Raw genomic sequence first — 26,360 nt, 5'->3', positions numbered from 1 at the left:
GCCTGCCTGCCGGTGAAGCGGGCGGAAGGTGTCACGTTCACGTCCACTCGATCGGCGATCCGGGCGCGCCCGGCTGAGCGGGCGCCCGGGGCGTTGCTGCTGTCGGCGTGCACCGTATCCGGGGCTCGGCGCGCATCTCACCGGGACGTCCCGGTGAGCGGGAATCCGCACTGCCGCGGGTCGTGCCCGGCGCGGGGATACGTCCGATCCCGGTCACCAGGACGTTGCCTACCGGCGCCCCCTCGCAGGTTCCACGCTGAGGCCGTAGCCGCGTACGAGTCGACCGGGAGAAGACGTGAGACGACCTCGGCATGACGGGCATCGGCAGTGGCTCGCAGTGCGGCCCGCACGCCGGCCCACGCGTCGCCGGTTCCGCCGGGCCGTGCTGCTGGCAGCCGTGTTCCCGCCACTGTGTGTGCCGGGCGTTGCCGCAGGAGGCGAGGGGACGGAGCAGCACTCCTGCCCCGTCGTCGCGGCAGCGCAGGGGGTGCGGATGATGGCGTCGAAAAGCGACGACATATTCCTGTCCGCTCCCACGGGTGTGGCCGCCCCGGCTGCGCAGTCCTGTGTGGACTACGGATTGGGGGAGTCGACCGGGTTCGCGAGCAACCCGTACCCCGGCGCGAACGTCGTGGCGCTTCCGGGGTTGCTCGGTGGCCAGACCGGTCAGGAGTTCCCCGGATATCCGGCCTATGTCTCCTCGCGTCACCCGGGCGACCCCGAGTCCTCGGTCTCGGAGGACGGCTACACGTTGAGCTCGCGGAGCGAGGAAACCTCGACCGAGGCTCGCGCGGGCAGCGGCCACGATGAGGACGACGCGGGTGCGGCCGTGGCCGGGGCGAGGGCTACGTCCGTGGTCGATCCGCAGGAGAGTTCGTCGGAGGCGACGGCCGCGTCGACGACGCGGCCGCTGGTGATCAACGATGTGCTGGAGCTGGGGCAGGTTCGTAGCTCGGCGAAGGCAGCTGTGGACTCCCGGGGTGAGCTCTCGCGCACGGCGGAGCTCGAGGTAGGGCGCACACGGGTCGGCGGCCAGGAGGTGGTGGTCACTCCGGACGGTGTCGAGGCGGCCGGTGAGGGCATCGAGCTGCCGGATGGTCCGGACCCGAACGAGGTCCTTGAACAGGCCGGTGTGCGGGTGCGCTACCTGGACGAGGTCGAGACCCCGAGGGGCGTGCTCTCGGCGGGAGTCGAGGTCATCGCCGAGCAGCGGGTGGAGACGGCGGTCTACACGGCGCACTACACCTTCGGGCGCGCGTTCGCGGCCGCCGACACGGTAGCGGAGGGACCCGCCGGCGCAGGCGCGGACGCCGAGATTCCCGCGGGAGTGCAGGGCAGCGGCTCCCCTGCGGTCCCCGAGGAGCAGGGACCGGCTGCCGCAGGCGCACCGGAGGACGCCGGTGGGGCCGGGACAGGGAAGGCGGTCAGCGAAGGGGATGCGCCGGAGGAGGCGCGGGCCCCCGAGGCGGAGGCGGCGCCGGAGGAGGCGAGTACCCGCCTGGCGAGTGAACCGATGGATATGGGCATGGCCGGTGTGTACCTGGTCATCGTGTTCGGCGGTCTGGCCACGGTCACCGGCGGCACGCTGCTGCGGTTGTTGGGAGTGAGGACGCGATGGATCTCGTGACGCGGGCGGGTAGCCAGTGGGACCGTCTGCTGGCGGCGGCCGCGCTGATCGCCGGGGTGGTGGTGCTGACCCTCGGGTGGTACCGGGTCAGCGGTACGCCGTACCCGGCCGAGCAGCTTCCCTACATCATCAGCGCGGGTCTCGGCGGGTTGTTCCTGCTAGGGGCCTCGGCGACGCTGTGGCTGTCGGCGGACCTGCACGACGAGTGGCGCAAGCTGGACCGTATCGAGCGGGCGATCCGCGAGGAGCGCCCCGCCGAGCCTTCCCCCGAGCCGACCCGGCCGTTGCCCACGGCCGCGACGGAGGGCGCGCGATGACCTCGCAGCAGGGCGCGCGTCACCTGGCGTGGCGCGACGGCGACATCGTGACGCTGGCGGTGACCGCGCTGGTCGGTCCGATCGCGATCGCGGCGGCCTGGGCCGGTGCCGAGCGTGCGGGCTCGGCCCTTGCCAGGGCTGGCTGGTTGCAGGTCGGGGTCGCCGGGTTCGCGATCTTCGCGGGCGGAGTGTGCCTGTGGCTGCTGCGCGGCCGTCGCGCGGTCGGCGAGCGTCGCGCGGCGCTGATCTCGCTCGAACAGCGCGCGGCGGACGTCCCGCGTACGACGCACGCGACAGGGACGGAGTCGCCGGAGCTCGTGCGCGCCGAGGGTATGGCGCGGGTACACCGTCCCGGTTGCCCGCTCGTGGCAGGCAAGCACGTGGATCCCGCGAGCCCGGGTGACGGCCGGTCGTGCGAGGTGTGCCATGGGTGAGCTGGCACCGTTTCTGATCATCGGCGTCACAAGTGGCTCGGTGTACGGGCTGGCCGCGATGGGGCTGGTGCTGACCTACAAGACCTCAGGAGTGTTCAACTTCGCGCACGGCGCGATCGCGGCGGTGGCGGCGTTCGCCTTCTACGAGCTGCACACGGTGCGGGGGCTGCCGTGGCCGGTGGCGTTGCTGCTGGCGGTGGTGGTGTTGCCGCCGGTCGTCGCGGTCGGGCTGGAACGCGTCACCCGGGGCCTGGCAGGCGGGACGGTCACGACCAAGATCGTGGCCACCGTGGGGTTGCAGCTGGCGATCGTGAGCGCGCTGATCGCCCACTACGGCGGTGCGGGCCTGAGCTTCCCGCGATTCCTGCCCACCGAGTCCGTCGGGATCGTCGGCATCAACGTCGGTATCGACCAGCTCATCTCCGCAGGGGTGGCTGCCGCCGCCGCGGTGGCGTTCTTCGTGTTCTTCCGCGCCTCGCCGACGGGTACGCGGATGCGGGCGGTGGTGGACAACCCCGAGCTGCTGTCGCTGGCCGGGACGAACCCGGTCGCGGTGCGCCGGTGGGCGTGGCTGATCGGGACCTGGTTCGCGGCGATCTCCGGCGTGCTGCTCGCCCCGCAGATCGGGCTGGACGCGTTGCTGCTGACGCTGCTCGTGGTGCAGGCCTACGGGGCAGCGGCTGTGGGGCTGTTCGCCAGCCTTCCCCTGACCTACGCCGGTGGCCTGCTGATCGGGGTGCTGGCCGCGCTCGCCACCAACCTCGTCGCCGGTCACCAGTGGCTGGCTCAGCTCCCGCCGGCGATGCCGTTCGTGGTGCTGTTCGTGGTGCTGCTGCTGGTGCCCCGGCACAAGCTCGTCGAACCGGGAGCGCACGCCAGCCCGGCTCCGGTGGCGCCGCTGGTGAGCCCGGCGACCGCGCGCGCACTGACCGTGGCGGCGATCGCCGTGGCCGCGGTGCTGCCGCTGCTGGTCGGCCCCCGGCTTCCGGTGTACGCCTCGGCGCTGGTGTTCGTGCTGATCTTCACCTCGCTGCACCTGCTGGTGCGCATCTCCGGGCAGATCTCCCTGGCACATGCCGGACTGGTCGCGATCGGCGCGGCGACCTTCGCCCACCTGGCCACCGGCGTGGGACTGCCCTGGCTCGGCGCGGTGGCGCTCGCCGGGCTGGTCGTCGTCCCTGTCGGGATGATCGTGGCGGTCCCTGCCATCCGGCTGGCGGGGCTGTTCCTGGCCCTGGCCACGTTCGGGTTCGCGCTGCTGCTGGAGAAGGTGGCCTACCCCAGCGACTGGGTGTTCGGGGCCCAGGGCACGTTGCCTGCCACCCGGCCGGCCGGGTTCGACAGCGATGTCGCGTTCTACTACGTGCTGCTGGCCTTCACCGTCGCGGGGCTGGGCCTGGTCGCGCTGATCACCCGCAGCAGGCTGGGCAGGCTGTTACGGGCCCTTGCCGACTCGCCGACGACGCTGTCCACCCTGGGCCTGGGTATCAACGTGACACGGATCACCGTGTTCGGCCTGTCGGCACTGATCGCCGGGGTCGCAGGGGCGCTGCACGCCGCGCAGAGCCATGCGGCCAGCGCGACCCCGTTCTCCGCGTTGCAGTCCCTGACCTGGCTGGCGGTGCTGGTGCTCTTCGGGCCGGCGCGCGGTGCCGCTCCGGTGCTGGCTGCCCTGTTCCTCGTGGTGGCGCCCACCTACGGCACGAGCGACGCCCTCACCGACTGGATGCCGGTCGTCTTCGGCCTCGGCGCGTTGCTGGTGGCCGTGCACGAGGCAGGCAGGGCCCAGCGGCACGCGGGCGGGAGCACGGCACAGCAGGGCGAGCCGTCGCGGGCGGCCGAACGCATCGGCGCGGGCAGCGCCGCCGCGGAACGGGCGGAGCGGGCCGTGTCCCGCGCCGGTGACCGGCCCGGTTACCGGATCAGTATCGGCACCGCGCGGGAAGGAGGCCGATGACACACCGTGTGGACACCGAGCACGGGGCGGATGCCGCTGCCGCTGCGGACACTTCCGGGCTGCGGGCTACCGAGCTGACCGTGCGGTTCGGCGGTAACACCGCGGTCTCCGGCATCTCGTTCACCGCACCGCGAGGGCGGGTGACCGGCTTGATCGGCCCGAACGGGGCGGGCAAGACTACCACGTTCAACGCATGCTCCGGGCTGCTGGCACCCAGCGCGGGCCGGGTCGCGCTGTTCGGCGAGGACGTCACCGCGCGCGGACCGGCCCGGCGGGCCCGGTTGGGGCTGGGGCGCACGTTCCAGCGCATGGAGTTGTTCGACACGTTGACCGTCGAGGAGAACGTCGCGCTGGGCCGCGAGGCCCGGCTCGCGGGAAGCCACCCGCTGAGGCAGGTGGTCAACCCACCGGCCCAGCGCAAGGCCGTGCGCGCGGCCACGGAGGACGCACTGGAGCTGTGCATGCTCGGCCAGCAGCGCCGGGCGATCGCCGGGTCCCTGTCCACCGGGCAGCGCCGCCTCGTCGACCTCGCCAGGGTGCTGGCAGGCGGGTTCTCCGTCTTGCTGCTGGACGAGCCCTCGTCCGGATTGGATACGGCCGAGACGCGGCGATTCGGGGAGATCATCGGCCGGGTCGTCGCCGAGCACGGTAGCGGCGTGCTGCTCGTGGAGCACGACATGGCACTGGTCATGGACATCTGCGAGCACATCCACGTCCTCGATTTCGGCGAGCTGGTCTTCGCGGGCACTCCGAGCGAGGTGCGTTCCAGCGAGACCGTGCGTGCCGCCTACCTGGGATCGGAGGCAGGCTGATGCTGCGGATGCGCGATGTCAGCGCGGGTTACGGGCACGCCCCCGTCCTGCGGGAGGTGTCGATGTGGGTGCCTCCGCGTTCGGTGGTGGCCTTGCTCGGCGCCAACGGGGCAGGCAAGACCACGCTGCTGCGTGTGGCCTCCGGGTTGCTGGCACCCAGTGCCGGGCAGCTGAGCCTGGACGGCGAGGACGTCACCGGCAGGGCCCCGCACGAGCTCGCGCGGCGCGGCATCTGCCACATCCCCGAAGGCCGGGGTGTATTCCCTAAGCTGAGCGTGCGCGACAACATCGCGCTGCACGCGGGCGCTGGTGGTGCCGCCGGTGACGTGGCCGGGGCCGTCGACAAGGCCGTATCCGCGTTTCCCGCCCTTGGCCGGAAGCTGTCCCAGCCCGCACGCGCCCTGTCCGGCGGGCAGCAGCAGATGCTGGCCCTGTCGCGCGCCTACATCGCCGAGGCCGACTACGTGCTGCTCGACGAGGTCTCCATGGGGCTGGCCCCGGTCGTCGTCGACGAGATCTTCGCGTTCCTCGGCACGCTCGCGGAGGAAGGCTGCGCGCTGCTGCTCGTCGAGCAGTATGTCAGCCGCGCGCTGGCACTGGCGGACTACGCCTACCTGATCACCCGCGGCAGCGTCACCTTCGCAGGCGAACCGGGTGAGCTGGACGCCGACGGCCTCGCCGAGCACTACATCGGCACAACCTGACAGCCCACCCTGCTCAGCCGGCCGAGCCGGCACTGCCACTCTTGGAGGATACGGTGAGTACACGCAGGAAGACCCGCATCGCGCTGGCGATGCTCGCGGTGGTGACCCTGACGCTGGCTGCCTGCGGTAGCAGGCTCGACCAGGACACCATCGCTCAGGCCGCCAGGGAGGCAGGCTCCCGGAACGGCACCGACCAGGCACAGCCTGGCACGGGCCCCGGCGAGCTCGGCACGGGGACGTCCCGCGACGGGGCGCCGGGTGGCACCGGAGACGGCGGCGAGAACGCGGGATCGCAGGGCGGTGACGGAACCAACGGTCCTGGCGACGGCGATGGCGACGGTGCCGCCGGTGGTGACGGCGGCGACGGCGGCTCCGCCGATGGCGAACCCATCGTCATCGGAAGCGTCGGCACCCTGTCCGGCCCCGCGGGGGCGGCATTCGCGCAAGGTGCCCAAGCGTTGCAGGCGTGGGCGGCGAGCATCAACAACGGCGGCGGCATCGGCGGCCGCCCGGTGGAGCTGATCGTCCAGGACGACGGAGGCGACCCCGCCCGCTCGCGAAGCCAGGTCGAGCAGCTCGTCGAGAAGCACGAGGTGGCAGCGATCGTGGGCGCCATGACGTTGCAGGAGACCATGGCCTCGTGGCAGGGCTACGTCGAGGACAACGAGGTTCCCGTGATCGGTGGCGACTGCTCGCACCTCATCTGGATGGAGAGCCCGATGGCGTTCAGCCAGTGCGCGTCGACGTTCTCGAACATCTTCGGGGCGATGCGCATCGGTGCTCGGCACGGGGACGGTACGAAGCTCGGCGGCCTGTTCTGCACATCGAACAGCGCCTGCACGGTCGCCGAGGAAAGGATCTTCGACAAGGGTGACGCCGAGCGGGCCGGGCTCGATCCGGTCTACAAGGCACAGATATCGGTGTCCCAACCGGACTTCACATCCGAGTGCATCCAGGCACGCAACGCAGGCGTCGAGCTGATGTATGTCGCCGCGGACCCCAACACGCTGGAGCGGGTGGCGGCCTCGTGTGACCGGCAGGGCTTCGACCCGCAGTTCCTGCAGTCGTACTCGACCGCCAACGCGGGCACGCCGGGCAAGACGGGCCTGGAGGATGTCCTGCTGCAGATGCCGACCTTCCCGTTCGAAGGGTTGAACAGCCAGGGATTCGAGCAGTTCCGCTCCGCGTGGGCAGAGCACGTCGGCGACTCCGCACCCGGGCCCAGTGCCTCACTGGGCTGGGCCGCGGGGAAGCTCTTCGAGCAGGCCGCGGGGACCGCGGGCCCGGAGGTGACCCGTGACAGCCTGCGCCAGGCACTCTACGGTTTCGACGAGGAACGCCTCGGTGGGCTGACCGTGCCGCTCGGCTTCGCCGAAGGCGAGGGCACCGTGGACGCGCAGTGCACCTTCTTCATGCAGGGAGCGGACGGTGGATGGGCATCGCCCGACGGCGATGACCCGGACTGCTGGTGACCGGCATGGCGGAGCGGGCGAACCGGAGGAGCGGCCAATGAACGGGACACGAGTAGTGGCACCACTGCAAGCCTGCGAGGTGGAACGCTTCGACGAGGTAACCGATGTGCTGGTCATCGGCTACGGGTGTGCGGGGGCGTCGGCTGCTTTCGAGGCGGCACGCTCCGGCGCCGATGTCCTCGTCGTGGAGCGGGCGAGTGGCGCGGGCGGCTCATCCGGGCTGGCAGGCGGTGAGCTCTACCTCGGTGGCGGGACGCGGGTCCAGCGCGCGTGCGGCTTCGACGACTCCCCGGAGGCGATGGCGCGGTTCCTGCAGGAGGCACTGGGTCCGGGGGCCGACGCCGAGAAGATCACCGCCTACAGTGAGCACAGCGTGGAGCATTTCGACTGGCTCGTCGCACGCGGGATCGGGTTCAAGCCCAGCATGTGGGACGAGCCGGCCTGGGTCCCGCCGACCGATGACGGGTTGATGTGGATGGGGGAGAACAGCTGGCCGTACAACGAGCTGGCACGGCCCGCGCCCCGAGGGCACCGGCCGGCAGCGGCGGGCTTCGGCGGATGGCTGCTCATGGAACGGCTCGCGGGCGCGGCCGACGGTCGCGGCGTCCGGACGCACTACGACACCTCGGCGACACGGCTCGTCGTGCACTCGGACCGCAGCGTGCTGGGAGCCGTGGTGCGCCGCTACGGCAGCGACTACACCGTGCGGGCACGGCGTGGCGTCGTGCTGACCACGGGAGGCTTCGTGGACAACGACGCCATGCTGGCGCTGCACGCCCCGCACCTGCTGGAGCACGGCAAGAACAGTGACGGCTCCGATGACGGCAGCGGCATCCGGATGGCGCAGGCCGCCGGCGCCGCCGTCAAGCACATGTCCGCCGCCCAGGTCGGCATCGCGTTGATCCCACCGATGGTGGCCAGGGGCGTGCTCGTGAACGGGTACGGGCAGCGGTTCATCAACGAGGACACCTACCCGGGGCTGATCGGGCACGCCGCGCTGCAGCGCCAGCACATGAACGTCTGGGTGATCGTCGACGAGGATGCCTACGAGGCCGTTCCCGAGGAGCAACGCTGGGGTGTGCGGCCGTACCACGTGACCGACGACCTCGCCGAGCTGGAGGAGGCCATCTCCGTTCCCCCGGGTGCGTTGCGCAGTACCGTCGAGGTCTACGACGAGTACGCGGCACGCGGCGAGGACCCGTACTTCCACAAGGCCGCACGCTGGTTGCGTCCCCTGCGCGCACCATATGCGGCCGTCGAGGTCAGGTCGGGCCTGCGGCCGCCGAGCGCATCGGGCGGGAATGCCGGGCGGCAGGCGCGCGGTACCGGGGCCTCGGTATTCACCACCGGAGGGCTGCACACCTCTGTCGACGGTCACGTGCTCGACATCGACGGCGCGGCCGTCCCCGGCCTGTTCGCAGCCGGGCGGGCGAGCTGCGGCATGCACGGCAGCGGTTACGTCAGCGGCACCTCGCTCGGTGACGGCACATTCTTCGGGCGACGAGCAGGCAGGGCCGCGGCAGCGCGCTGAACGAAAGGACGAGCCATGACCGTGCACGTGGATCGGAGATCGTTCCTGAGAGGGGCGACACTGCTTGGTGGAGCGGCGGCCACGGGGCCGTTGCTGTGGCAGCGGCCCGGATACGCCACGCAGGCTCCCGGCGGGATCCACCTCACCTACGGGACGGATCCGCGCCGCGAGATGGCTGTCTCGTGGCACACGCCGGAGTCGGTGAGCAGGCCGCGCCTGCTGCTCGGTGACAGCACGGGCGAGCTGGGCGAGATCGTCCCCGCCGACTCCACATCGGCACCCGGTGTGCGCGCCGTCCAGCACCACGTCCGGCTGTCCGGGCTCGACCCGGACGAGACCTACTACTACCGCGCTGCCCACGATGGTGCGCGGAGCGAGGAGCTCACCTTCAGGACCGCGTGGAACGGCCATGGCGGCAATGGCCGTACCGTGCGGTTCACGGCGTTCGGCGATCAGGGGACCTACGACAACCGCATGGCGCCCGTACTGCGCACGATCGCCGGCTTCGACCCCGACCTGCACCTGCACGTCGGTGACCTGTCGTACGCCTCGGACACCGGGGGGATCCGTGCTTTCGAGACGCTGTGGGCCGATGACCCGGGTCGCTACGCCCCTGCCGAGTGGGACGCGTGGCTGTCCGGCGTGCAGCCGGTGTCCTCCCGCATCCCGTGGATGCCCGTACTGGGCAACCACGAGATGGAGGTCGACGGCACCGAGCTCGGCTACGCGTCGTACTTCGCGCGGTTCTCCCTGCCTGCCAACGGGGCACCCGGCCTGCCGGGCGCGAGCTGGTCGCTGCAGGTCGGCAACGTGGCCGTCGTCGCCCTGGACGCGAACGACGCGAGCGCCGAGCTGCCGCGCAACCGGGACTACCTGGGCGGGGCCCAGGAGGACTGGCTCGCTGCCACGCTGGCTGACTACCGGGACAGCGACAGCGTGGACTGGATCGTCGTGGGATTCCACCACTGTGCCTACTGCTCGTCCTTCCGGCACGGCTCCGATGCCGGGGTGCGGGATCGCTGGTCACCGCTGTTCGACCGGTACCGCGTCGACCTCGTCGTCAACGGGCACAACCATCTCTACGAGCGCACTCACCCGATCCGCGGCGGTGACGTCACCGCCGACGCCCGGCGCGGAGCCACCGTCGATCCCGAGGCCGACGGCACGACGTACATCGTGTCGGGACTGTCCGAGGAGGACGAGCGCATCCCGGATCGCGCCACGGAACCGGGATCGGCCCTGACCCACTACACCGGAACGGACTTCGGGCTGCGGGTGCCGGAGACGGCGTTCTGGTCCGCGGTCACCGACGAGCTGTCTCCCGTGGTGATCTGCGGTGAGGCCACCGCCCGCGACACCGACGGCCGGACGAGCCTGCGGTTGCGGTCGGTGGACGCCGGTAGCGGTCGGCTCGTCGACTCCGTGACGCTGGTGCGCCGCGCCTGGTGACCGTTGCCGCGACCACGGTAGCTTCGTTGACCCCGTACACCCACGAAGGAGACCCGATGACCACGACGGATCCGACCGGCACCCGTCCTGCTGTCGCGTGGCTGGACGGTACGTGCCTGCTGCCGCGGGAAGCGATCGGTGGGAAGGCATGGAGCCTCAACCGGATGCGTGCGCTCGGCCTCCCCGCCCCGCCCGCGTTCACGGTGACCACGGCATGCTGCGCCGAGTACGTCGCAGCCGGGCGGCGGCTGCCCGGCTGGCTGGACGAGAAGGTACGGGAAGGGATCCGCTTCCTCGAAGCAGACACCGGACGCCGGTTCGGCGGGGCGGAACGCCCGCTTCTGGTGTCGGTGCGGTCCGGGGCCGCGGTGAGCATGCCGGGGATGATGGACACCGTCCTGGACCTCGGCATCAACGCCACGGTCGAGCGCGTGCTCGCAGGCGAGGTGGGCAGTGCGCACTACGCGCACGACACGCACCGGCGGTTCGTCGAGCAGTACCGCGAGATCGTGCTCGGCGATCCGGGCGGTGCGGTACCCGAGGATCCGTGGGAGCAGCTGTGGGCGGCGATCGCGGCGGTGTTCGACTCCTGGGAGTCGCCACGGGCACGTGCCTACCGGCGCAACCGAGGCATCGACGACACCTCGGGGACCTCGGTCACCGTGCAGGCGATGGTCTTCGGTAACCGGGACGGCCGGTCCGGCACCGGCGTGCTGTTCAGCAGGGACCCGAGCACGGGAGAGGGCCCGGTGTGGGGCGAGTGGCTGGTCGGCGGGCAGGGCGAGGACGTGGTCGCCGGGCGCGTCACGCCGGAGCCGTTGACCGCGCTCGCCGAGTCGCAACCCGAGGTGTACGCGCGCCTGCTCGCGGCTGCCGAGGAGCTCGAACGCGACGGCCGGGACATCCAGGACATCGAGTTCACGGTGGAGTCGGGCACGTTGTGGTTGTTGCAGGCGCGGTCGGCCAAACGCACCCCACGCGCCGCGGTGCGCTCCGCGGTGGCGATGGCAGGCGAAGGGCTGATCGGGGAGACGGAGGCACTGCGCAGGGTCAGTGCCGAGCAGCTGCGGCTGCTGCTCGAACCCGAGCTGTCCGACCGGCACGCGGGATCGGCACTGGCCAGTGGCGAGGCCGCGTGCCAGGGTCTGGCCTCCGGGCAGGTGGTCACCGACCCGGATGAGGCGGAGAAACGCGCCGACGACGGCGATGACGTGATCCTGGTGCGGTCGACGACCAGCCCGGAGGACTTCCACGGCATGCTCGCGGCCCGCGCCGTGGTCACCGAGCTCGGTGGTGCCACGTCCCACGCCGCGGTGGTGAGCAGGGAGATCGGTCGCCCCTGCGTGGTGGGTTGCGGGGCGGGAACCGTGGACGGCCTCGCCGGTCGCGACGTCACCGTCGACGGGGCGACCGGCGTCGTGTGGGCGGGAACGCACGCAGGGGACGCCATCGACGAGACGACGATGCCGGACGTACTACGGATCGGTGAGTGGGCTGCGCGGAAGGCGCCGCTCGCGGTGTACCGCGCGAGCACGTTCGACCCGGCACAGGTCGGTGGGTACGAGCCTGCGGATCTGGACGACGCTGGTGAGCAGTGGCGGCCCGCCCTGCGTGCCGCACGGGGTGCCCGCGGCGCTGTCCTGGAGACCGATGAGGGTGTTCACGCGGCTGTGGAAGCGGGACTGGAGTTCATCGTGGTCGAACACGCCGCGCCCGCGTTGCTGTCGGCTGTGGAGTGCGTGACCGGACAGGAACGGGGCTCCGGCTGATACGGCGGGGGAGCGGGCCGTTCAGTACAGCAGGTCCACCACCTGTATCTCGCCGGTCGCGCTGCCGAGCATGTGCGGGCGGACCGAGCGCATGTGCTTGCGCCAGTACTGCTCGGCTGCTTGGCCGTCGCGCGCCTGAACGAGCTCGACGAGACGCTCGTACGCGCGGACAGCACCGTGGTTGCGGGAGATGCGCTCCTCGTCGGGGGCGGGCGCCTCCTCGGTGAGCTTGGTGACGTGCCGGGAGACGATCTCGGCGAGCATCCCGACAACGGTGGCCAGGGTCTTGTTCCCGGACAGCTCCACGAGGCGCTGGTGGAAGCGTACGGTCGCTGCTCCGAACTCGGCCGGTTTGTCTGCCAGCAGACGGGTATTCTCCAGCTCGTCAGCCAGCGCGCGCCTGCCTGCCGCGCTGCCCCGCCTGGCCAGCTCGTGCGCCGCGGCCGGTTCGATCACCATCCTGGCGTCGTAGACGTCCTGGATCGTGGTCTTCGACAGCGTCAGGAGCATGGCGAACTGCGAGGCCGCGGCCTCGGGTCCGGGGATCGTGACCTTCGCGCCGCCGGGAGGCCCGCGGCGGATGGTGATGAGCGAGTCGGCCTCGAGCAGCCGGAACGCCTCGCGAAGGGTCGGGCGGGAGACGCCGAACTGTTCCATCAGCCGGGCCTCCGTCGGCAGCCACTCGCCGTCACCGACCTCCCCGCGCGCGATCATCAGCCGGATGTGGTTGGCGACCAGGTCCGCGGCCTTCTTCGGCTGGACGCGGGTGCTGTTCGTGGGCCATCCCGACATGGTTCCTCCCCTGCTGTCACGAGGCCGGTCACTGGGCCGGTCACTGGGCCGGTTACTGGGCACGGCCCGAGGCGGCCTCGTCCTGCCTCGACAGTCCGCACAGCGCGATCAGATCTTCGTGCAGCTCGAACCATACCGTGTGGTAACTATCCATGATCGGCCGTGCCACCCAGCTGTGCTCGCCTGCCGCGACCTTGTCGACGGCGAGATCGAGGCGGTCACGGTAGCGGGCGAGCCGCGGTGCCAGCGCGCCGAACCGTTCCAGCAGCGGACGTACGCGCCGGTGCAGGTCGGTGAGCCTGCTCAGTACCTCGGCGTCGTACGACTCGTCGGAGTGGTCGTTGGGTGTGTCGGCGTCCTTCATCTGCCACGCGGTGATGATGCTCTTGAGCTCGCCGTTGTAGCCTGCGAACTCCTCGTAGGCCTGGCTCATGGCGTTGACGTCGACATCCGCCCGCTCGCGCTCGAGCAGCTCGGCAAGGTACTCCTTGCCACTGGGGGAGATGCGTAACCCTCCCGGTGTCTCGACACAGTGCCCGCTCGCCACGAGAGCCCGGCAGCGCTCGTCGATCCCGGAGCTGTCGGCTCCCAGGCTCGCACTGACCGTCTCGGGCGTGACACGCCCCTTCACACCGATGATGCGCAGTACCTCTAGATCTGACATGGACTCTCCACGCTGACGCTGCCGTGACCGCGGTCGCGCGGCACGGTGACGGATCACACTTTCAGCTATTTAATTTAGATAATCTATACTAATATGTAAAGCTGTAACATCGGGTACGCAGCAGGATCGCGATGACAGGCAGCGCTGCACTCCTGGGAGGCGACGATGGCACCGCGCTGGGTGAACTTCGCGAGTATCGACAACGTGCGCGATCTCGGTGGCCTGCCGGCAGGGGACGGTTACCGCACGCGCACCGGGCTCGCGTTCCGTTCCAGTACGCTGCAGGAGCTGACCGACAGCGACTTGCGGACCTGGCTCGACCGCCTCGGGCTGCGTACGGTGATCGATCTGCGCCTGCCGAACGAGGTACGGCGCGAGGGATACGGCTTGCTTACCGGTACCGGGGTGCGCAGGATCAACCTGCCCATCCGCGGGGAGAACGCGCGGCCGGACGATGTGGTCCCCGACTCGCGAGGGACGGATCTGACCGCGCTCTACGCCGGCATGCTCAGGGGAAGCGAGGAGTCCATCGTCGCGGCGGCGCGCATCATCGCCGATCGGGACCGGCACGCCGTGGTGTTCCATTGCGCAGGCGGCAAGGACCGTACCGGTGTGCTCGCGGCGGTGCTGCTCGACGCCGTCGGCGTACCTGCCGAGAGCATCGTGCAGGACTACGCGCTCACCGGTAGGAGGCTGGAGAGCATCAGGGCACGGCTGGTACGCCTGCCGTCCTACGAACGCCTTCCCGCCGTCGGCACCGGAGTGCTCAGCGCCGATCCGGCCGTGATGCGGCGCTTCGTCGCCATGATGCGGGAGAAGTACGGCGGCGGTGCCGAGTGGCTCGTTCGTCACGGGATGCGCGAGTCCGAGCTCGACCGCCTGCGAGAGGCGCTGGTGGAACCCGCGCCCACGGCTACCGCGCCCGCCCCTCGGTAGCGACCTCGCCGGAGTCGGTACCCACAGCGTCGTCCCTGCCGACGACGGTGACCGTGCCCGCGGAGCCGTCCACGCGCACGGCCTGGCCGTCGGTGAGCGCGCCCGAGGCGCACTTGGTGTCGACGACACACGGGATGCCGAACTCGCGCGCCACGATCGCCGCGTGCGACGCCGCGCCTCCGAGGTCGGTCACCACGGCAGCCGCGTAGCCGAACATCGCGGTGTGTCCGGTGTCGGTGACCGAGGCGACGAGGACGTCGCCGGGTTCGATCTCGTCGTCGACCGATGCCACGAGCTTGACGGGGCCCTCGACGACACCGCCGCAGACACCGAGACCACTCAGCTGTTCCTGGGCTGCCAGCCGCGCGCTGTCCCGCGTCGGCTCCCAGCGCCCGGTGATCACATCCGGCATCGACAGCTCCCTGAGGCGCTCACGCTCACCGCGTCGCCGTGCCGCGCGCTCGGCGGCGTCGGACGGCGGGTGAAAAGCCTCTTCCATGCTGAGGTAGAAGATGTCCTCCATCTCTCGCAGCACTCCGGCTGCCGCGAGCCGCCGCCCGCGCTCCCGCAGTACCAGCCGCAGGCAGTGGTTCACGCGGACGACGGCGTCGCGTGCCCGTTCCCGTGCGATGGTGGCGCCCGCCGTCATGCGGGCGGTACGGCTGGACCGGCCGCGCGGCCGCTCGCTCCGGTCGGCGACGGGCAGGCTCGCCGCGTTGGCCGCCGCGGTCACCAGCATCTCCGGACGGTCGGCGAACACCGGGTTGGCCAGCTCGCACTCCCCGGGACCGCGGTGCCCCACCGTATCGAGCTCGGCGTCCAGCGCGGCGGCGAAGCCGGGCGAGGCCGCGCGCACCCCTGTGACGTCACCGGCCTTGCCGAGCGCGCACAGCTTCGCGTCGGCCCGGAAGTACTCGGCAAGACGTTCCACGCCGAGCATCGTGCGCGCCGAAGCGAGCTCGCGCACGTCGATCGCCGGCTCCTCACCGGGGTGCTTGCGCTCGTGTATCGCCTTCGCCGCGCCGGTCATCATCACGCCGATCGCCGCGGCGGCCCACGCGTGGCCCAGCCGGTCGCGCCACAGCCGTGCCCTGGTCTCCAGCTGCTCGTCGGTCAACGCCAGGATCGCCTCCGAGCCGAGCGCCTCACGGTGCGCGGCGGCGTAGACGTGCTCGGCCGACGCGCGGTAGCGGCGTGCGGTGGCGATCACGCGGCCCATCACGGTCGCCGTGGCCTTGACCCCGGCGAGTCCTTCCGGCATGGGCGGCCTGCCGTGCGGAAGGAGCTCGACGTCGGTGGGCACGTTGCCGTACACGTCGGAGCGGATGCTGTCCTCGTCCCAGCCGGGCATGTTCTCGGCGGTGAGTACACCGACGGAGACATTGATGTAGACGTGGTGACCGAACACGCTGATCACCCGGCTGTTCCATTGCTCCATCGCCAGGCCGTCGAAGGCGAGCATCCTGCCCATCTGCTCGTTGGCCAGGCGGATCGCGCCCACGTGCAGGTCGATCGTTGCCGGGGTCATCGGCCCCGGCAACGCCTCGGACGTGTTGGTGGCCGTGTAGACCGGGAAGCGGCTGTCGATTCGGTCGTCGAACTCGCCCTCCAGCCCGTCGGGAGCCGCGACCTCGAGGGGGTGCTCGTCGGATGCGGGAACCCGGGCCGGGATGACATGCGACGGCAGCGGTATCCGTCCACGCAGCGGCACGGCTCCGTCGCGGCGGGGTGTGCGTCCTACCAGACCGCGGGCGAGGTCCTCGACGACCTCCGCCGCTGACCAGCCACAGTGGAATTCCCATTCCTCGCTCAGTGCGGCCGTATCGAGCGACGGTGGGCACGGTATTCCAGGGACCCGGCGCGCCGATGTGGGTGCCCCGTGCTCACGCAGGATCCGGCGTGCGGTCGGCGGGTCGATCGTGCCCCGGCAAGCGAGTGCGACGATGCCGCGGGCGGCGGATGTGGCGGCCACGGTCAGGAACCGCTCGTAGTCGTCGTTGTGCAGTAATTGCCAGGACTCACCCTCCGGTGCGCGGAGCAGGGAAGCCAACGTGGTGCAGGATGCGGCATCCGCCCGCCGACCGGCCAGTGGTGCTGCGCGGACGATCACGGACGTCGCACCGGAGGCGAGCACTGCCTGTTCGGCCATCGCGCGCAGGCGCGCTTCGCTACTGCGGCGTCTGCCCGCGGTCCCGGTGCTGTCGTGACCGAGCTCGGATGTGGACGGCAGCACGATCCGTGCTCCCGCGTCACGAGCGGCCCTGGCGATGCGACCGGCGGCCCGGACGTTCTCGTGCCCGGTGTCACCGCGCCGCGGCTGGACCCAGTGCAGGTGCACCACGGCAGCGCAGCCCGTCACGGCCCGCGCGCATACCCGCTCATCGCCCGGATCGCCGACGACGAGCTCCACCCGCGGGTCGACGTAGCGATGGGGTCGCGATGCCAGGCCGACGACCTCGTGTCCGGCGGCAAGCAGCCTGCGTGCTACGGCCCATCCACTCTGCTCGGTGACACCGGTAACCAGTACGCGCATCTCGACTCACTCCTCACAAGGCAGCCGCGCCGCAGTGTGGCACACGGTACGTCAAGAAGCTAGATTATCTAGTTTTAATGATGTGTGGTCGTCTCAGAAGTTCCGTTCAGTGGGACTGTTCCGGGGCACGCGCGGCTCGACAGCCCTACTGTTGTGCTCAACGCGGCCAGCCGTGTCCGGGTTTCGTCAGCGTGAGCGATGTGGTGGTCGAGGAGGTCGCCCAGATGAACAACAAGGTGCTCGATACGGTCCGTGATCTGCTCCCGGTGATCCGCGAGCGTGCGGACGCGAGCGACCGGGCGCGGCGGGTGCCTGCGGAGACGATCCGCGAGCTGGCCGAGGCGGGTGTGTTCCGCATGCTGCAGCCGAGCCGGTACGGCGGCAGGGAGCGCGATCCGGTGAGCTTCTACGAGGTCGTGCGGGCCGTCGCGGCGGCGTGCCCGTCCACGGGGTGGGTCGCCTCGGTGCTCGGGATCCATCCATGGCAGCTCGCCCTGTTCCCGGACGAGGCGCAGCGGGACGTCTGGGCGGATGACCCCGATACGCTGGTTTCGTCGTCGTATGCGCCGACCGGCAAGCTGACCGAGGTGGACGGCGGGTACGAGCTCTCCGGGCGGTGGAGCTTCTCGTCCGGATGCGACCACGCGAGCTGGGCGTTGCTCGGCGGGCTGCGGATGGGCGACGACGGGGCGCCGGTCGACTACCTCACCACTCTCGTCCCACGCGGGGAGTACCGGATCGAGGACGTGTGGCACGTCGTCGGCCTCAGCGGCACCGGTAGCAACGACATCGTGATCGACAAGACGTTCGTGCCCGCGCACCGGGCCTACAGCGCCACGGAGCAGACGCAGCTGCGTGGGCCGGGTCAGGCGGTGAACCCGGCCCCGCTGTACCGGCTGCCGTTCGGCACCGTGTTCACCTACTCGATCACTGCCCCGATCGTCGGCGCCGCTCAGGGAGCCTACGATGCGCACATCGAACGGATGCGGGAGCGTGTCCGGCTGTCCTACGGCTCGCAGCGAGTCGCCGAGGACCCGTTCGCGCATGTCCGGGTGGCCAGAGCGGCCTCCGAGATCGATGCGGCGGCCCTGCAGATGGACCGCAACGTCAGCGAGGAGCTGAGCTACGCGGTCGCCGGTGAGGACATCCCGATGAGCCTGCGCCTGCGCGCGCGGCGGGACCAGGTACGCGCGACCGAACGCGCGATCCAGGCGATCGAGCTGCTGTTCGACAATTCCGGCGGGCATTCCCTTTCGTGCGGCAACCCGATCGAGCGGCACTGGCGGGACGTGCATGCAGGCAGCGTGCACGTGGCCAACGACGTGGAGCGTGCGCTGGCCATGTTCGGCCAGGGTGAGTTCGGCGTCGACGTGCACGACCGGCTTGTCTGAGGGGATCCGCATGGTCGATGCGCACAGCTGGGAGGCCACCAGCGCCTCGGTGACGGTCGACGGGCTGCGGCTGCACTACCACGATGCGGGTAGCGGGCCGCCGCTCGTGCTGCTGCACGGGTCGGGCCCCGGAGTCAGCGGGTGGGCCAATTTCGGTGGCAACCTGCCGAGCCTGGCCGAGCACTTCCGCTGCCTGGTCCTGGATCAGCCGGGTTTCGGCAGCAGTGAACGCCCGGCCCGCTACGAGCGCAACTACCTGCGTATCGCGGCGGACGCGGTGCGCGGCTTCCTGGACAGCCTCGCCATTCCACGGGCGCACATCCTGGGCAACTCGATGGGCGGTGCGGTCGCGGTCCGGTTCGCGCTGGAGCACTCCGACCGGGTGGACCGGATGGTACTGATGGCACCCGGAGGTGTCGGCGTTCCGGTGCTCGGCCCGCAACCCTCGGAAGGGATCAAGCGGTTGCTCGAGTTCAATGCCGACCCCACGCGGGAGCGGCTGACGGCCTGGCTACGGACCATGGTCTCCGACGAGAGCATGCTGACCGAGGAGCTGGTCGAGCGCCGCTACGCCGAGGCCACGGTGCCGGGCGCGATCACCGCGCTGCGGGACACCTACGCGACATTCTCCGACCCCGCGCTGGCCGATAGCGTGCCGTTGTGGGCCGAACTGGGCAGGCTGAACCATCCTGTGCTGCTTGCCTGGGGGCAGGACGATCGCGTCACACCGGTCGAAGGAGCCCTGCTGCCCGCACGCCAGCTGTGCAACGCGGATCTGCGCATCTTCGGCAACTGCGGCCACTGGGTGCAGATCGAGCGTAGGGACGCGTTCGAACGATCGGTGGTCGACTTCCTCGGCGCAGGGTTGTAGGAGGCAAGCGGGCGCCGGGCTCGATATGGTGAGCCTTACGATCGCAGGATGACCACAGTCCTGCACCTGACTCCGCTCGAGGAGTACGACGCCGCGGGGGAGAGGCTCCACCCCGCCTCGCTGGATACCGAAGGTTTCGTGCACTGCACCGGTGACGGTGACACGCTGCTGGCGGTGGCCAACCACCTCTACCGCGAGGCCGACGGCCAGTTCGTCGCGTTGGAGGTCGACACCGCGCGCAACACGGCATCGACCGTGTTCGAGGAGGCCGCGCCCGCACCGCCCCCCGGCGTCGACGCGTCGGTCCGGTTCCCGCACATCTACGGGCCCATCGACCTCTCGGCTGTGGTGGGGCTGCGGTACGCGCGCAGGACGCTGGACGGCCGCTTTGTCGACTTCGAGTCCCGGCCGTCCCGTGCCGAGGAGCTGGACCTGCTCCCGCACCCCGAAGGCGGCTGGTACCGCCGCACGTGGACCAGCCCCACGCGGCTGGCCGTCGATGGCGGGTCCCGTGCCGCGGCCACGGCGATCCACTACCTGCTCACCGACGGCCGGACCTCGCGATGGCACCGGGTGGGTTCGGATGAGCTGTGGCTGTGGCACGGGCCGGGAACGCTCGACCTCGAGCTGGACTCGAGCGTGTCCCGATTGGACGGTGTGCGCACGGCGCAGGTGCTCGTGCCGGGCGGGACCTGGCAGCGCGCACGGGCGCACGGCGACGTTCTCGTCAGCTGCGTTGTCTGCCCGGGATTCGACTTCGCCGACTTCGAGATGCTGGATACCTGAGGTACCGCTCAGCGGCGGTCCAGGTAGGTGAGCACCGCGCGGACCCTGCGGTGCCCCTCGGCGTCACCGGGCAGGTCGAGCTTGGCGAAGATGTTGCCGATGTGCTTCTCCACAGCGCCGTGCGAGAGGACGGCCTCGCGCGCGATCGCGGTGTTGGACAGCCCCTGCGCCATCAGCCGCAGCACCTCGGCCTCGCGCGCGCTCAGCCGCTCGAGCGGGCTGCCGCCGCGGCGGGCCATCAGCTGCGCGATCACCTGCTGGTCGATGGCCGTGCCGCCCGCGGCGACCCGGTGCAGGGCGTCCAGGAACTCGTCTACGTCGGCCACACGCTCCTTGAGCAGGTATCCGACCCCGCCCGCGCCTCCGGCGAACAGGTCGACGGCGTAGGTCTCCTCCACGTACTGGGAGAGCACGAGAATCGGCAGGCCGGGAACGAGTTCGCGCGCGCGGAGGGCGGCGCTGAGCCCCTCTGCCGTGTAGGTGGGTGGCATCCGGACGTCGACGAGCGCCAGGTCGGGCTGGTGGCGCCGGATGGCGTCCAGCAGGTCCTCGCCGTTGTCGACCGCGGCGACGGTGCTGATGCCGCCGTCCGCGAGCAGGCGTTCGAGTCCCGCGCGGACGAGCACGGCGTCCTCGGCTATCACCACACGCACGGCAGCACCGCCCTGATCACCGTCGGCCCGCCCGGTGGGCTGTGCGCGGTGACCGTGCCGTCGATCGCGGCAGCGCGGTCGGCCAGCCCCGACAGGCCGCGTCCCTGGTGTAGCTGCGCCCCGCCCGCACCGTCGTCGGTGATCTCGACGACGACGGCCTGGCTGTCCCGCTCGATACGCACCCGCGCCCGGTTCGCGCCGGAGTGCTTGGCGACGTTGGTCAGGGCCTCGCCGACGATGAAGTACGCGCAGGTCTCCACGGCGCTCGGTGGCCGTGGCGTGACGACCCCCTCGTCGACGGAGATCTCGACGGGGACGGGGCAGCTCGCGGCGAGCTCCGAGGCCGCTGCGTCGAGACCGCGGTCGGCCAGTACGGCGGGATAGATGCCGCGGGCGAGGTCGCGCAGCTCGGTGACCGCGGTCTTGGCGTTGGCGTGCGCGTCGTCGACGAGGTCCCGTGCGGCGTCGGGATCGGTGCTCATCTTCGCTTTCGCCCTCCCGAGGTTCATGGCCAGCGAGACCAGGCGCTGCTGTGCACCGTCGTGCAGGTCCCGTTCGATGCGCCGCCGCTCGCTCTCGGCGGCGTTCACCCCGCGTGCTCGCGAAGCCTGTAACCGCCGGGCCTTGTCCGCCAGCCGTCGCGACGTGTCCGGGCCGAGCAGCGCCATGGCCATTCTGCCGTGCAGCCAGGCCAGCCCCGGCGCTACCCAGATCCCGATCGGGACGAGCACGATACCCACGAGCCCGACCACCAGCTCGAGCACTCCGAGTGGGAACGCCAGCAGCAGGTAGGCGAGGTCGCGCCAGGTGCTCGGGTCGGTCAGCCGCGCGCGCCAGCGCTGCACGGGCCCTCCGGACTCGGGGCTGCGGGTGACCGGTGGCAGGGGTGCGTCGAGCATGCCGCGGATCCACCGGCGTTCCCGGTCGCCGAGGTCGCGCACGAGCGCGGTCGTGGCCATCAGGATCGGAACACCGACCCAGATGACGGTGGTGGCGACACCGACAAGGGTGAGCACGGTGATCGCGACGAACTGCCCGAGCCTGATCGGGAAGCTCGCGACCAGGAATGTGATCGCCGCGACGGCGCGGGGCCGCCGCAGCTGCCCGCTCTCCGTGTCGTCCTGCACCGCGGTCATGCCGCGCTCGCGGGGATCGTGCCGAGCATGCTGCGCGCGAACCTCGCGTGCGAGGCGCCGAGTGCCCTGGTGAGCGCTACCGTGACCAGCACAGCGACGGCACCTGCGATCGCGAACGGCAGCGCGTCGGCGACCGAGTCGACCGTGAACCACTGGTGCCCGGGGTCGTAACCGGGGAAGTGGTAGGCCCCGCCGGGGAGGAACCGGTAGTAGATCGGCAGGCCGACGAGAGCCAGGCTGGTCGACCACGTCGTGACCATCAGCACGAACTCGAGGATACCGACCGGGAACAGCGCGAGCAGGTAGCCGAGGTCCTTCCAGGTGGCTGTGTCCCGCAGGCGCGCCTTCCAGCGCACCGACGGTGGTGCGTCGGGCAGCTCCCGGTACGGCTCGGCGATGGCGGTTCCCAGGAGGGCGTGCACCCTGGCGCGTTCGACCACGGCGCCGCCACGCCACAGCAGCACGGTGGCGGCCCCGGTGACCAGGCCGACCCAGATGACGGCGGTGCCTGCACTCACCGCGATCAGGCTGACGAGCAGGGAGAACCAGAACACGCCGAGGGGGAGGTTCAGCAGCAGGAAAGCCAGCGAGCCGAGTACCGGTGGGCGTCCCGTCGCGGGCCGGTCACCGGTGCGTTCGGTCGCGGGGTGGGGGCTGGTCCGAGTCATGCCGCCAGTCTGGCGATGCGGGGAGCCCGGTTGCCATACCGCGTGCAGGTCACCACGAGGTGGGGTTAGCCCCACCCCCGGCGCGCGGGCGGCCGTCGCGGAGCGGCGCGCCCACGCGGTGCAGGTGCCGGAACGCTTCCCGCCACGAGTGGAGCAACCCCACCTCGTGGTAGGTGACGCCGAGGTGGGCGCAGTGTGCTCGCACGATCGGGCGTGCCGCGCGCAGGTGCGGGCTCGGCATGTTCGGGAACAGGTGGTGCTCGATCTGGTGGTTCAGGCCTCCGAGGGCGATATCGGTCAGCCGCCCTCCGCGCACGTTGCGCGAGGTGAGGACCTGCTTGCGGAGGAAGTCGGTTCGCTCGGCCGGTTCCGGCATTCCTTTGTGGTTGGGTGCGAATATCGCTCCCAGATAGACGCCCCACAGTGCTTTGTGTACGGCGATGAAGGCGAGCGCCTGTGGCAGGGGCAGGACTGCCCCTACGGCTGCGAGGTAGGCCGCGAAGTGCGCGAGCAGCAGCGTGGCCTCCGTCCCGCGCCGGTTGGTGCCCGGGTCGAGTACCGCCCGCACGCCGGCGTAGTGCAGGTTCAGCCCTTCGAGCGTGAGCAGGGGGACGAACAGGAACGCCTGCCACCTGGCGATGAGCCGCGTCGCGCCGCCGCTGCGTCTCGCTTGCTCTCGAGACCACACCAGGATCGCCGGGTCGACATCGGGGTCGAGCCGCTCGTGGTTCGGGTTGGCGTGGTGCCGGGTGTGCTTGGCCATCCACCAGCCGTAGGACATGCCGATGGCCAGGTTGCCGAGCACCCTGCCCGCGATCTCGCTCGCGCGCCTGGTGCGGAAGACCTGGCGGTGCGCGACGTCGTGCGCGAGCAGGGCGACCTGCCCGTTGAGTACGGCGAGCAACACCGCGATCCCCAGCTGCCACCAGGTGGACCCGAGGGCGAGGAACGCCACCCACGTCGCTGCGAGTGATGCGGTCACCACGGTGATGCGGGCGATGTAGTAGCCGGGGCGCCCGCGCAGCAGGCCTGCCGCGCGGACCTGCCGGGAGAGCTCGGTGAAGTCGCTGGTCATGCACCGAGTCTCGACATGGCACCGCGCGACCGACATGCGGTGCGCACCCCAACCGGAACGGGGGTGTGCCCCACCAGGAGGTTACGGCTAGCCTGCGGGAAGCGCCGTGCTCCGGGTTCGTTCATTCCCGACGGGTTCGCGTTGCCGGGGGATCGCGGGTGCGAGCCAGGGTGGTGGCGTGCAGTAGGGGATGCCGCCGCTTCCCATGTGGATGTCCCACTCGGAGTGGTGAATGACGCGGTGGTGTTCGGTGCACAGCAAGGCCAGGTTGCCGATGTCGGTGGGTCCACCGTGTACCCAATGTTCGATGTGATGGGCGTGGCACCATCTTTCGGGGCGTCCGCAGCCGGGGAATACACAGCCGCCGTCGCGGACGACGAGGGCGCGGCGCTGAGCTGTGGAGACCAGCCGCTGTTCGCGACCCAGATCCAGCACCTCGCCCTTCGGCCCGAGCACGGCGGGGATCACCCCGGCATCGCAGGCGAACCGGCGGGCCTGCTCCGCGGTGACCGGAAGATCCTGATTCAGTAACGCGTCCGGCGCCGCCCGACCGTTCGTGCACAGCTCGTGCAGCGGGATCGTGATCACGAGGCGGGGCTTCTCACTGCCCTCGGTGGGCAGTCGTCCCTCGGCGAGCGTGAGTCCGATCAGGTCGGCAAGCGCGTCCCCGTGCCGCTGCGCGCGGCTTCGCTCATCGCGGGCGCCGTCCTCGCTGGGTTGGGGCTTGGCCAGTGGGCTGAGTGCGGTCTCGAGGGCCTTTCCGGATTCGGCATCGAGAGTGCCGGAGAACGCGAGGCGCCCGTCCCTCCGCCAGCCCAGCAGCAGCTCACGTTGGGGCTGGGCCAGCTCGGAGTCGTCAAGTGGGTCGCCGGGCAGCGGGAAACGGGCCAGCAGTCGTCGACCCAAGGTACGCACCTGCGCAGGCCCGGACTCCTCGGCGCGCGCCAGCAGCCGGTGTTCGAGCTCGTCGTACTCCGTTGCAGTGGCGCTGCCCGGCAGATGTTCGAGAGTTTCCCGCAGGGCATCCACATGTCCCTGCCCGATCACACCCTCCCGCAGCGCCTGCCCGGTCCGGGGGCACGGCGCAGGGGTCTCGCGAATGCCGGTGCACACCGGATTGCAGGCCATCGCCCGCGCCTCCCGCTGCCGCGCCTCCCGGGCATCGAGCCGCAGTACATCCCGTACCAGCGAGTGCAGTGTGCCGTAGCCGTACGCGTCCATGACTCCGCGCCCGGCGATATCGGCAAGGATCTCTCCCTGCACGGCGGCCGCCTGCCGCTGCAGCACCTCCATGCGCTGCAGCGTGCGCATCAGCTCATCCGGAGACACCCGCCACCACTCGGTGCCGGGTTCGGGAAGAGCGACATCCCCAGAAACAACCATCACCACCCATAATAGAACACGTGTTCGATATAGGCAAGGAGCTGGAGGCAGGCTTCTGACGGAATCGCTATGATGCGGCTGCGGGCGAGCGCGTCGCACGGGTGGTTCGCCGGCACGCCAAGTCGCAGGCATCATCGATCTGATGTGGACGGAAGCTGGCGCTTCCCGGCAGGCCGTCACCGCGTCCCTTCGACATAGTCCAGGCCGTCGCGCCACGATGTGCGTGTGGCGATGAGCCTGCGGAACTTCATGACCAGCTTGCGCTCGTTGAGCCCGAGGGCACCGACCACCCTGTCGCCCTGCCGGTAGAGGGCGAGAAAGCTCTCGGAGTCCGTGTCGCCGGTGACCACGCGGACCTCCTCGGCGGTAGGGACGCCGATGAACTGCAGCCGGTGCTCGTACCAGTCGGACCAGAAGTACGGCACGGTCTCGAACGGCTGCGCCTCAACGGGACGCAGCGCGTTCCGGGCAGCGGCGGCACCCTGCTCGGCGGTGGTGGTCCAGTGTTCCAGCCGCATCCGCTCACCGAAGGCAGGGTTGGTCCATCTGGCGACATCGCCCGCCGCGTACACGCCCGGTGCACCGGTGGCCAGCGTCTCGTCGCACACGACACCGTCATCGATCTCGAGCCCGGACCCGGCGAGCCATCCGGTGGCAGGCGCGGCTCCGGTGCCGACCACGACGACGTCCGCGTCCAGGGTGCTGCCGTCCGTCAACCGCACCCGCTCGACACGGTCGGTGCCCTCGCCTGCCTCGAGGCCCGCTACGCCCACGCCGCAGCGCAGGTCCGTGCCGTGCCGCTCGTGCAGCCGCGCACACGCCGACCCCATCTGCTCGCCGATCGCCCGCACCAGCGGGACGGGAGCCATCTCGACGACCGTGACCGGCAGCCCGCGCTTACGCACGGCGGCGGCGACCTCGGAACCGATGAACCCCGCGCCGACCACGACCACGTTGCGCGCTCCGGCATCGAGTTCGGCGCGCACCCGGTGGGCGTCCTCCACAGTGCGCAGCGTGTGCACCCCGGCGAGTTCAGGGGTGTTCGGCAGCTGCCTGGCAGTGGCACCGGTGGCGATGATCAGCCCGGTGTAGGGCAGCCGCCCGTCGTCAAGGTGCAGCACCCGCGCAGCCGTGTCGACGCCGGTAGCGGCGGTGCCGAGTCGCAGGTCGACATCGAGCTCGGCGCGCAGCGAGTGCTCGGCGCGATGGGTCGGAGGTTCCGGTGGCTGCGGGGCGGGGGCGAGGAACTCCTTGGACAACGGCGGGCGGTCGTACGGCAGGTGCGGTTCCGCGCCGACGAGCGTGAGCGGGCCGTCGTAGCCGGTGCGCCTTGCGGCCTCGACCGCGCGGAGCCCGGCCAGCGAGGCGCCGACGACGACGAGACGGGACGTGCTCATCAC

The 26,360-nt window shown here is 70.8% G+C and carries 23 protein-coding genes; 14 read left to right on the top strand and 9 right to left on the bottom strand.

The annotated features are described in order from the left end of the window. Positions 1–295: 295 nt before the first annotated feature. From H0B56_RS13470 to H0B56_RS13425, 10 genes are read left to right on the top strand one after another with little or no spacing between them, the layout of a single operon-like run. On the top strand, positions 296–1,627 hold the full coding sequence (locus H0B56_RS13470; protein WP_180893367.1) for a hypothetical protein: 1,332 nt from the start codon (positions 296–298) through the stop codon (positions 1,625–1,627). Further along, positions 1,615–1,944, top strand: a complete 330-nt coding sequence (locus tag H0B56_RS13465) for a hypothetical protein (protein ID WP_180893366.1) — start codon at positions 1,615–1,617, stop codon at positions 1,942–1,944. The genes H0B56_RS13470 and H0B56_RS13465 overlap by 13 nt, the downstream gene beginning before the upstream one ends. Next, complete coding sequence (locus tag H0B56_RS13460) at positions 1,941–2,378, top strand: hypothetical protein (RefSeq protein ID WP_180893365.1); 438 nt, start codon at positions 1,941–1,943, stop codon at positions 2,376–2,378. Before H0B56_RS13465 ends, H0B56_RS13460 begins: the two co-directional genes overlap by 4 nt. Next, positions 2,371–4,335 carry an ABC transporter permease gene (locus H0B56_RS13455; protein WP_180893364.1) on the top strand — a complete coding sequence of 655 codons (1,965 nt, stop codon included), beginning with the start codon at positions 2,371–2,373 and terminating at the stop codon, positions 4,333–4,335. Before H0B56_RS13460 ends, H0B56_RS13455 begins: the two co-directional genes overlap by 8 nt. Beyond that, on the top strand, positions 4,332–5,147 hold the full coding sequence (locus tag H0B56_RS13450; protein ID WP_180893363.1) for an ABC transporter ATP-binding protein: 816 nt from the start codon (positions 4,332–4,334) through the stop codon (positions 5,145–5,147). The genes H0B56_RS13455 and H0B56_RS13450 overlap by 4 nt, the downstream gene beginning before the upstream one ends. Before the next feature lie 8 nt (positions 5,148–5,155). Then, positions 5,156–5,851: an ABC transporter ATP-binding protein gene (locus H0B56_RS13445; RefSeq protein ID WP_246361108.1), complete on the top strand. Its 696-nt coding sequence runs from the start codon at positions 5,156–5,158 to the stop codon at positions 5,849–5,851. Positions 5,852–5,904: 53 nt separating this feature from the next. Continuing rightward, the gene (locus H0B56_RS13440; protein ID WP_180893361.1) at positions 5,905–7,323 is read left to right on the top strand and encodes an ABC transporter substrate-binding protein; all 1,419 of its coding nucleotides are present in this window, start codon (positions 5,905–5,907) and stop codon (positions 7,321–7,323) included. 37 nt (positions 7,324–7,360) lie between these two features. After that, a complete protein-coding gene (locus H0B56_RS13435; RefSeq protein ID WP_180893360.1) occupies positions 7,361–8,854 on the top strand; it encodes an FAD-dependent oxidoreductase in 1,494 nt (497 codons plus the stop codon). A gap of 15 nt (positions 8,855–8,869) precedes the next feature. Then, positions 8,870–10,303, top strand: a complete 1,434-nt coding sequence (locus H0B56_RS13430) for a purple acid phosphatase family protein (RefSeq protein WP_180893359.1) — start codon at positions 8,870–8,872, stop codon at positions 10,301–10,303. A gap of 56 nt (positions 10,304–10,359) precedes the next feature. Next, positions 10,360–12,072 (top strand): pyruvate, phosphate dikinase, encoded by a 1,713-nt coding sequence (locus H0B56_RS13425; RefSeq protein WP_180893358.1) that lies wholly within the window; start codon positions 10,360–10,362, stop codon positions 12,070–12,072. Positions 12,073–12,093: 21 nt separating this feature from the next. Here H0B56_RS13425 and H0B56_RS13420 read toward each other — a convergent pair whose 3' ends face one another. Both H0B56_RS13420 and H0B56_RS13415 read right to left on the bottom strand, forming a co-directional pair. After that, complete coding sequence (locus H0B56_RS13420) at positions 12,094–12,864, bottom strand: FadR/GntR family transcriptional regulator (RefSeq protein WP_180893357.1); 771 nt, start codon at positions 12,862–12,864, stop codon at positions 12,094–12,096. A 52-nt stretch (positions 12,865–12,916) separates the two neighbouring features. Beyond that, positions 12,917–13,528 carry a hypothetical protein gene (locus H0B56_RS13415; RefSeq protein ID WP_180893356.1) on the bottom strand — a complete coding sequence of 204 codons (612 nt, stop codon included), beginning with the start codon at positions 13,526–13,528 and terminating at the stop codon, positions 12,917–12,919. Between the two features lie 165 nt (positions 13,529–13,693). Here H0B56_RS13415 and H0B56_RS13410 point away from each other — a divergent pair, with 165 nt between their 5' ends. After that, positions 13,694–14,464 carry a tyrosine-protein phosphatase gene (locus H0B56_RS13410; RefSeq protein ID WP_180893355.1) on the top strand — a complete coding sequence of 257 codons (771 nt, stop codon included), beginning with the start codon at positions 13,694–13,696 and terminating at the stop codon, positions 14,462–14,464. Here H0B56_RS13410 and H0B56_RS13405 read toward each other — a convergent pair. Beyond that, positions 14,442–16,997, bottom strand: a complete 2,556-nt coding sequence (locus H0B56_RS13405; protein ID WP_180893354.1) for a PEP-utilizing enzyme — start codon at positions 16,995–16,997, stop codon at positions 14,442–14,444. The genes H0B56_RS13410 and H0B56_RS13405 overlap by 23 nt on opposite strands. Positions 16,998–17,221: 224 nt before the next feature. Here H0B56_RS13405 and hsaA point away from each other — a divergent pair, with 224 nt between their 5' ends. Genes hsaA through H0B56_RS13390 form a run of 3 tightly spaced genes read left to right on the top strand, consistent with a single transcriptional unit; the run spans position 17,222 to position 20,045 of the window. Then, positions 17,222–18,388, top strand: a complete 1,167-nt coding sequence (gene hsaA, locus H0B56_RS13400; RefSeq protein ID WP_180893553.1) for a 3-hydroxy-9,10-secoandrosta-1,3,5(10)-triene-9,17-dione monooxygenase oxygenase subunit — start codon at positions 17,222–17,224, stop codon at positions 18,386–18,388. A gap of 10 nt (positions 18,389–18,398) precedes the next feature. Further along, positions 18,399–19,259 (top strand): alpha/beta fold hydrolase, encoded by an 861-nt coding sequence (locus tag H0B56_RS13395; RefSeq protein WP_180893353.1) that lies wholly within the window; start codon positions 18,399–18,401, stop codon positions 19,257–19,259. A 48-nt stretch (positions 19,260–19,307) separates the two neighbouring features. Beyond that, on the top strand, positions 19,308–20,045 hold the full coding sequence (locus H0B56_RS13390) for a cupin domain-containing protein (protein WP_180893352.1): 738 nt from the start codon (positions 19,308–19,310) through the stop codon (positions 20,043–20,045). A gap of 8 nt (positions 20,046–20,053) precedes the next feature. Here the strand turns inward: H0B56_RS13390 and H0B56_RS13385 are convergent, their stop codons facing one another. The 6 genes from H0B56_RS13385 to H0B56_RS13360 all read right to left on the bottom strand — a co-directional run bounded on the left by H0B56_RS13385 (position 20,054) and on the right by H0B56_RS13360 (position 26,357). Beyond that, entirely contained in the window at positions 20,054–20,698 is a 645-nt protein-coding gene (locus H0B56_RS13385; RefSeq protein WP_180893351.1) for a response regulator, read from the bottom strand. Further along, positions 20,686–21,834, bottom strand: coding sequence for a sensor histidine kinase (locus H0B56_RS13380; protein WP_180893350.1), 1,149 nt, complete (start codon positions 21,832–21,834; stop codon positions 20,686–20,688). The genes H0B56_RS13385 and H0B56_RS13380 overlap by 13 nt, the downstream gene beginning before the upstream one ends. Beyond that, on the bottom strand, positions 21,831–22,502 hold the full coding sequence (locus tag H0B56_RS13375; protein WP_180893349.1) for a sensor domain-containing protein: 672 nt from the start codon (positions 22,500–22,502) through the stop codon (positions 21,831–21,833). Before H0B56_RS13375 ends, H0B56_RS13380 begins: the two co-directional genes overlap by 4 nt. Before the next feature lie 49 nt (positions 22,503–22,551). Next, the gene (locus H0B56_RS13370; RefSeq protein ID WP_180893348.1) at positions 22,552–23,577 is read right to left on the bottom strand and encodes a fatty acid desaturase family protein; all 1,026 of its coding nucleotides are present in this window, start codon (positions 23,575–23,577) and stop codon (positions 22,552–22,554) included. 87 nt (positions 23,578–23,664) lie between these two features. Beyond that, positions 23,665–24,960 carry an HNH endonuclease signature motif containing protein gene (locus H0B56_RS13365; RefSeq protein WP_180893347.1) on the bottom strand — a complete coding sequence of 432 codons (1,296 nt, stop codon included), beginning with the start codon at positions 24,958–24,960 and terminating at the stop codon, positions 23,665–23,667. A 176-nt stretch (positions 24,961–25,136) separates the two neighbouring features. Then, positions 25,137–26,357, bottom strand: a complete 1,221-nt coding sequence (locus tag H0B56_RS13360) for an NAD(P)/FAD-dependent oxidoreductase (protein ID WP_180893346.1) — start codon at positions 26,355–26,357, stop codon at positions 25,137–25,139. Positions 26,358–26,360 lie beyond the last annotated feature (3 nt).

This window comes from Haloechinothrix aidingensis, assembly GCF_013450155.1.
In the GTDB taxonomy this organism is placed as follows: domain Bacteria; phylum Actinomycetota; class Actinomycetes; order Mycobacteriales; family Pseudonocardiaceae; genus Haloechinothrix; species Haloechinothrix aidingensis.
Note: the sequence above shows the minus strand (reverse complement) of the source record. Positions and strands in the feature narration are given on the sequence as shown.

What these genes read in the sequence shown, in the direction of transcription:
- H0B56_RS13465 (WP_180893366.1), top strand. Translation starts at nt 1,615, where the DNA reads ATGGATCTCGTGACGCGGGCGGGTAGCCAGTGGGACCGTCTGCTGGCG.
- H0B56_RS13460 (WP_180893365.1), top strand. Translation starts at nt 1,941, where the DNA reads ATGACCTCGCAGCAGGGCGCGCGTCACCTGGCGTGGCGCGACGGCGAC.
- H0B56_RS13455 (WP_180893364.1), top strand. Translation starts at nt 2,371, where the DNA reads ATGGGTGAGCTGGCACCGTTTCTGATCATCGGCGTCACAAGTGGCTCG.
- H0B56_RS13450 (WP_180893363.1), top strand. Translation starts at nt 4,332, where the DNA reads ATGACACACCGTGTGGACACCGAGCACGGGGCGGATGCCGCTGCCGCT.
- H0B56_RS13445 (WP_246361108.1), top strand. Translation starts at nt 5,156, where the DNA reads ATGCGCGATGTCAGCGCGGGTTACGGGCACGCCCCCGTCCTGCGGGAG.
- H0B56_RS13435 (WP_180893360.1), top strand. Translation starts at nt 7,361, where the DNA reads ATGAACGGGACACGAGTAGTGGCACCACTGCAAGCCTGCGAGGTGGAA.
- H0B56_RS13430 (WP_180893359.1), top strand. Translation starts at nt 8,870, where the DNA reads ATGACCGTGCACGTGGATCGGAGATCGTTCCTGAGAGGGGCGACACTG.
- H0B56_RS13425 (WP_180893358.1), top strand. Translation starts at nt 10,360, where the DNA reads ATGACCACGACGGATCCGACCGGCACCCGTCCTGCTGTCGCGTGGCTG.
- H0B56_RS13420 (WP_180893357.1), bottom strand. Translation starts at nt 12,864, where the DNA reads ATGTCGGGATGGCCCACGAACAGCACCCGCGTCCAGCCGAAGAAGGCC.
- H0B56_RS13415 (WP_180893356.1), bottom strand. Translation starts at nt 13,528, where the DNA reads ATGTCAGATCTAGAGGTACTGCGCATCATCGGTGTGAAGGGGCGTGTC.
- H0B56_RS13410 (WP_180893355.1), top strand. Translation starts at nt 13,694, where the DNA reads ATGGCACCGCGCTGGGTGAACTTCGCGAGTATCGACAACGTGCGCGAT.
- H0B56_RS13405 (WP_180893354.1), bottom strand. Translation starts at nt 16,997, where the DNA reads ATGCGCGTACTGGTTACCGGTGTCACCGAGCAGAGTGGATGGGCCGTA.
- hsaA (WP_180893553.1), top strand. Translation starts at nt 17,222, where the DNA reads ATGAACAACAAGGTGCTCGATACGGTCCGTGATCTGCTCCCGGTGATC.
- H0B56_RS13395 (WP_180893353.1), top strand. Translation starts at nt 18,399, where the DNA reads ATGGTCGATGCGCACAGCTGGGAGGCCACCAGCGCCTCGGTGACGGTC.
- H0B56_RS13390 (WP_180893352.1), top strand. Translation starts at nt 19,308, where the DNA reads ATGACCACAGTCCTGCACCTGACTCCGCTCGAGGAGTACGACGCCGCG.
- H0B56_RS13380 (WP_180893350.1), bottom strand. Translation starts at nt 21,834, where the DNA reads ATGACCGCGGTGCAGGACGACACGGAGAGCGGGCAGCTGCGGCGGCCC.
- H0B56_RS13375 (WP_180893349.1), bottom strand. Translation starts at nt 22,502, where the DNA reads ATGACTCGGACCAGCCCCCACCCCGCGACCGAACGCACCGGTGACCGG.
- H0B56_RS13370 (WP_180893348.1), bottom strand. Translation starts at nt 23,577, where the DNA reads ATGACCAGCGACTTCACCGAGCTCTCCCGGCAGGTCCGCGCGGCAGGC.
- H0B56_RS13365 (WP_180893347.1), bottom strand. Translation starts at nt 24,960, where the DNA reads ATGGTTGTTTCTGGGGATGTCGCTCTTCCCGAACCCGGCACCGAGTGG.
- H0B56_RS13360 (WP_180893346.1), bottom strand. Translation starts at nt 26,357, where the DNA reads ATGAGCACGTCCCGTCTCGTCGTCGTCGGCGCCTCGCTGGCCGGGCTC.